Below are 242 nucleotides of genomic sequence, written 5' to 3' on the forward strand. Positions count from 1 at the left end.
CTGAAGTAGAAAATGGGAGAAATCCATGGTTTAAATTTTTGAAGGAATTCAACCCGACAATAAGAGATTGTGTACCGTGTTTGCTATGGTACAAATAGGCATAACATAGCAGTTGAAAAGCTTTCCTTTTGTCATAATTGGAAATTAGGCTCTCCCAATCTTTGATTTTTACATGGGACGGTTCAAGCCTTACAGTTTTGTAATCCACAATCCGAATGGTGCCATCCACCTGGTCTCCTCTG

At 39.3% G+C, this 242-nt stretch carries 1 protein-coding gene; it reads right to left on the minus strand.

The features are described from left to right. The coding region (locus ACRHOZ_RS21315; protein WP_431130371.1) for a hypothetical protein at nt 1-242 on the minus strand (242 nt) is incomplete at both ends.

The sequence above is a fragment of the Flagellimonas flava genome (genome assembly GCF_050617915.1).
Classification (GTDB): Bacteria; Bacteroidota; Bacteroidia; order Flavobacteriales; family Flavobacteriaceae; genus Flagellimonas; species Flagellimonas flava_A.